Raw genomic sequence first — 4,760 nt, 5'->3', positions numbered from 1 at the left:
GATCTCCAGATGATGCTCACCGACCTGGACGTCGAGGTTGTCGGCATCGCCATGACCGAAAGAGAAGCCGCAAGACTTGCTGCTCTGCATCAGCCGGATTTTGCGACAATGGATGTCGTTCTGAGGGGCGAGTGCAACGGGATCGATACGGCGATCAGGATCTATCAGACACACGGCATCCGATCGCTGTTCGTTACGGGAAACGTAAGTCCTGCTGCGCGGTTGCGTGGCGCAGCCGCCAAGCCGCTTGATTGGTTGGCCAAGCCGATTGGATTTCACAATCTTAAGGAAATTGTCAGGCAGTTCAGAGAAGATGATCCTGACGTATGATGGTATGCAAGCAAAGATAAAGATCCTCCGGCGCGGGACGCATGGTCATTTGCGTCCACATCCAAAAGCGTCCGTTTTTGATTTTCGTTCCCACTCTGCCAATTGCACATCCAAACTTAGAATATAGCGAGCAGCCGAGCTGAATAGCTCATCTGGTGGCCGTGATCCGTCCATTCGCGCATAGGTTGCCTGTGCGGCCCCATACTCCGTCTCTGACGTAAAGGCCAACGCCTCACCTGTTAATTTAAAATTACTTAGAGCTGCATCAATCTGGCTTCAAGACATTCCCTCCATGAGAAATCGGGCCTGTAGGCCGGGATCTATCATTTTACGCTCCGCCGTCGCATGTCCTCCCGGAGGCAATATTCAAATGCAACGAAGGTGTCCCGACACAAAGATATTTTGTCATGGCAAGCAGGTGCAATTCCGCCAAATGCTCGATGATATTTTGCTTCAGCGCATGATCAGAAAAAATGGGAATTCGATAAGAATTCTTGTTGCTAGCTGACACTAAAAGCCTTGACTACATACTGAGTTTATCAAGTACTGGAAACTTCTGCACCGCCACGAGGGCGATGCAGGTGCTTATATATTATTGGAAAAAGTTCACGAGTTACTCAGAAAATTTTTAATCTTTAAGATCGAGTGCTTTTTAATGATAGATATAGGTGATCTGGCGATCGTTGGGGTTCACCAGCACTGTCTGCCCGTTGATCTGCGCATAACGATAATCCGGCTGGTCGGGGATCTCGTAGATGGTGACGTTCTCGGGGATGCCAGCGCCCAAGACGACCTCCCCATCCAGATAGATCGGATCGACCGCGTTCGAAGTAACGTAGGTCGTGACCTCGGTGGTCGGTTCCTCGGCCGCAGCCGCCCCTGTGGCGCCTCCGATCGCAAGACCCGCAACCGCGCCGATGGGTCCACCGATCAGCGCGCCCATGGCCGCGCCGCCCAGGCCGCCCACGGCGGCGTCCTGCCCGGTGGTCGGGTCGTCGACCGGCGCCTCGATGATGGTCACGCCGACCGTTTCGCGGTTGGGATAGAGCGACACGACCTCGTCGCCCGCCTTGACGTTCAGATAGTCGCCATAGGCCCACCCCTCCAGGCCATCGCCGCTGACCTGGCACCAGTTGGCGCTGTCGATGCAGCCTAGGACCGAGACCTCGTCGCCTGCGCCGATGGCGCCGATGACCCCGTGCTGCACCCCGGGACCAGAGCGGACGTTCAGGTCGGTCGAGACGGTGGCCATCGTCTGTGCGGACGCCGCCCCGGCAACCGCCATGGCTGCGACGAATGTCGGAACAAGATACGTTTTCATGGTGATCTCCTACCTCGCAGGCAACACGCCTCGATGATGGCAGGCAAACTTGTCGTTATCGCAACCAGTTCCCGTATGGCGTGATGTTATGGTTAACTTTCCACTTCGGGTTGATTTCCGCGGTGCGACATCCTCCAATAATGGACAAACCTGTTTTGGCAAGCTGGGTGACAATCTAGAGGATCTGGCTAACATGCGTCTTGCGACCCTTGATCAGCTTGAGACAGGCATGGAACAAGATCGTTCGACAGTATCCTGCCACGGTTATTAGCGATGGATCGTATGCGCCGAGAAAGCGAAACCCGCTGCCAGGTCGACAAACAGCTATCGTTTGCACTCTACGGGGCGGCGAACCGGATCATGCGGATGCATCGGCGGTTCCTCGAGCCGCTTGGTCTGACCTTCCCCCAGTATCTGGTCGTCCTCGAGCTGCTTGATACGTCTCCTCAATTGGTAGGCAAAGTTGGCATCAGACTTGGCTTGGATACCGGCACCATTACGCCAATCCTCAAGCGCATGGAGCAATCCGGGCTGATCGCGAGGAAGCGCGACATGCAGGATGAGCGTCGGGTTCTTGTCGAGCTGACACCTGCCGGACAAGCGCTGCAGACGTCAGTGTGGGCCGTTTCTGATCAGATCATGTCTGCCTGCCAGATCACGGATAGCCAAGCGGATGAGCTTCGTGAGGAACTTGATTGGTTGGGGAGACCGGCACGCCCGGAAGAACAGCTCGAGACAGTAAAGTCAGCTCCAGAAACCCGGCGGTGAGAGAAGCTTCGCTCTGACGTCTGCGGATCTGTATCTTTGGCATCAGAGAACCCGACAGCCGGATATGCTGTCTTCCCCGGATCACGGGCGCTTTTCGTCGGAAAGCGAGGAGCGCTATGGACCGCTGTGCCCTGCGCGGATGCTTCGATTGATGAACGGCTGCGGTCAGGGAGGAAACAGCATGGCTTCCGGCGGCACATCTTTCTGTGCGCTACGTCAACGCAAGAAACGGACGGTCTCAGCGTCCAGCGGTTCGCGTCAGCACAGCCCCGGCTGTCGAGGCCTTTGCAACAAGACAGACCAGCTGCGCGCGTCTGAGCGAGTCACACAGAATGCCGCCCGGATTAGCGGCATCTCCCGCCGCTTCAACGGCTCTCAGAAACGTTGCTAAGTCTTTGCCAATGATCGTCACAACCAGAACCCTCCCCATGAAAGCCTGAAGCATCGAGCAGCACAACCTGTGCGGCATCATACTCAATGTAACTCTCCATTTTTGATATTCAATACTCATCGGTTCAGTTCCGCCAAATGCCGGGACTGCCACCTCACGGCCTCTGACCCTTCCCGCCAGTGTCAGGCTTCCGAAGCAGTCCATCGTCATCAGTGCTTCCGTCAGTGAGCTTTACTTGTCTCCGCTGCGACAAGGGCTTCCGTCGCGACCCGGGCCGCCGGCTCGTCTTCGGCTCCAGCGCCTGCGTCGACAAGGCTCTCGGCTTCCGCTTCATCCTCGTCCAGGACAGGCGGTGCATCACCGGCCAGGAAGTTTCCGAACTTCTCCCATCCCGGCACATGCTCTGCCAGAACGCGCATGACGACGAGGACCGGCACGGCAATGATCATCCCGATCACTGACCAGAGCCAGGCCCAGAGAGCCACGGCCAAAAACACGACCACGGTGTTCATCTGCAAACGTCGGGACACGAAGTAGGGCGTAATGATTTGGCCTTCCAGCGAGGTGAGGGTGAGATACGAACCCGCGACCATTGCTGGCCAGAACAATCCTGGCATGACGAGCAGAGCCACGAACGCCGAGATCGCCACGCCGACGATCGCGCCGAGGTACGGGATATAGTTGAGGAGGAAAGCGCCGACCCCGAACAGGATCGCTCCTGGCATGCCCCAGGCCCACATGGTCAGTCCAACAGCCAGCCCCAGGCAGGCATTGATGATCGTGATGGCGCCGAGATAATTTCCAAGCGAGTCCTCGATCTTTCGCAATGCAAGGTAGGCGCCCCTCTTCTCGCGCATCCGATCAAAGCTCTGGACGATCTTGAGATGGAGCATGTCGCCGGACGCGATCATGAAGAACAGCAGGATCAGCGTGAAGAGGACCTGGCCCAGGAGCAGGGGCGCCATTTTCATGACGGTTCCCAAAGTGGTCTCACCCTCCTGCTCCACGCGGATTATGGGCGGCTGTCCGGGTTCCGGCTCTGCAGCTTGGGCATCATCGATACGCCTGGCCGCCTCGCGGAGACCTGACAGGCTGTCACCCAGGCTGTCGAACTTCTGGTTGAGCTGGTAGGAGATCACCGGCATCCGGCTCATCGCCTGGCTGAGCGGCCCACTGGCTGCATAGGCGATCACACCAACGGACAGGAGGATCGACAGGGTTATTGCCGCGGCCGTCAGGGCATTGGGCAGACCACGTCGTTCCGCAAGTCGACGCAAAGGCGTGAAGACGAAGAAGAGCAGCACAGCCATCGTGGCAGGCATCAGGAAGTCACGCCCTTCGGCGATCGCCGCGAATGCCAGGATCAGGAAGATGCCGATCACAGCCCAGTTCGCCAAACGGGGAACGGAACTTTCCTTGTCACCGCGATCCGGCGCTTGCGTCTGATCCATCGTGATCTCCTCCCCGCACCATCAGCCGACAGCGTGCACGCAAATCGTGAAGATTTGCCCCGCTCCAAACGCAGCAGACGTTCGCGGCCTCACTGCGGAGTACAGGAATAAGGTTACTGAACTCCTCGGGCCAGTTGATCTTTGGTTCAGTTGTAACCAGCCAGATCAGCTGATGCGTCTGCCGCAGGTCTGTCGTGTGGCCAGCTGCGGTGTTTGATCGAAGGACTTTTTCCGCGCTTGTGTGTCAGGATCCTGAACAACCTGACTATAAATCCAGTTTGATAAAATTTTATCGAACTGCTTCATAGGCCAAGCCCGTTCGAGTCTGTCGGGACGTTTTCCTGTTTGTTAGTAGGTAAGTTGTTGCGATGCGTATGCTCCGTGCTCAAAGAGATTTTGTCTCTGACTATCATCCCTCCCTTGCGGCCAATCATTCACTCGCGGGCCTGCACCGGTCTCGCAACGGCAGGGATGTCCCCGTCGGGGGTATCGCCAAGCG

5 protein-coding genes are annotated in these 4,760 nt (G+C 57.1%); 2 read left to right on the top strand and 3 right to left on the bottom strand.

The features are described from left to right. On the top strand, positions 1–330 hold a 330-nt coding region (locus TY51_RS14625), incomplete at its 5' end, for a response regulator (protein ID WP_156118049.1). 652 nt (positions 331–982) lie between these two features. On the opposite strand, the gene TY51_RS14620 is transcribed toward TY51_RS14625, so the two are convergent. Then, positions 983–1,651: a DUF1236 domain-containing protein gene (locus TY51_RS14620; protein WP_042250717.1), complete on the bottom strand. Its 669-nt coding sequence runs from the start codon at positions 1,649–1,651 to the stop codon at positions 983–985. Positions 1,652–1,924: 273 nt separating this feature from the next. Between TY51_RS14620 and TY51_RS14615 the strand changes: the two genes are divergently transcribed. Beyond that, positions 1,925–2,419: a MarR family winged helix-turn-helix transcriptional regulator gene (locus tag TY51_RS14615; RefSeq protein WP_197054776.1), complete on the top strand. Its 495-nt coding sequence runs from the start codon at positions 1,925–1,927 to the stop codon at positions 2,417–2,419. A gap of 238 nt (positions 2,420–2,657) precedes the next feature. Here the strand turns inward: TY51_RS14615 and TY51_RS22090 are convergent, their stop codons facing one another. After that, the gene (locus TY51_RS22090; RefSeq protein WP_156118048.1) at positions 2,658–3,020 is read right to left on the bottom strand and encodes a hypothetical protein; all 363 of its coding nucleotides are present in this window, start codon (positions 3,018–3,020) and stop codon (positions 2,658–2,660) included. Positions 3,021–3,031: 11 nt separating this feature from the next. Continuing rightward, positions 3,032–4,261: an AI-2E family transporter gene (locus TY51_RS14610; protein ID WP_042250714.1), complete on the bottom strand. Its 1,230-nt coding sequence runs from the start codon at positions 4,259–4,261 to the stop codon at positions 3,032–3,034. Between the last annotated feature and the right edge of the window lie 499 nt (positions 4,262–4,760).

Origin of the sequence: Paracoccus sp. PAMC 22219 (assembly GCF_000787695.1) — a bacterium.
Taxonomy (GTDB): Bacteria; Pseudomonadota; Alphaproteobacteria; order Rhodobacterales; family Rhodobacteraceae; genus Paracoccus.
Note: the sequence above shows the minus strand (reverse complement) of the source record. Positions and strands in the feature narration are given on the sequence as shown.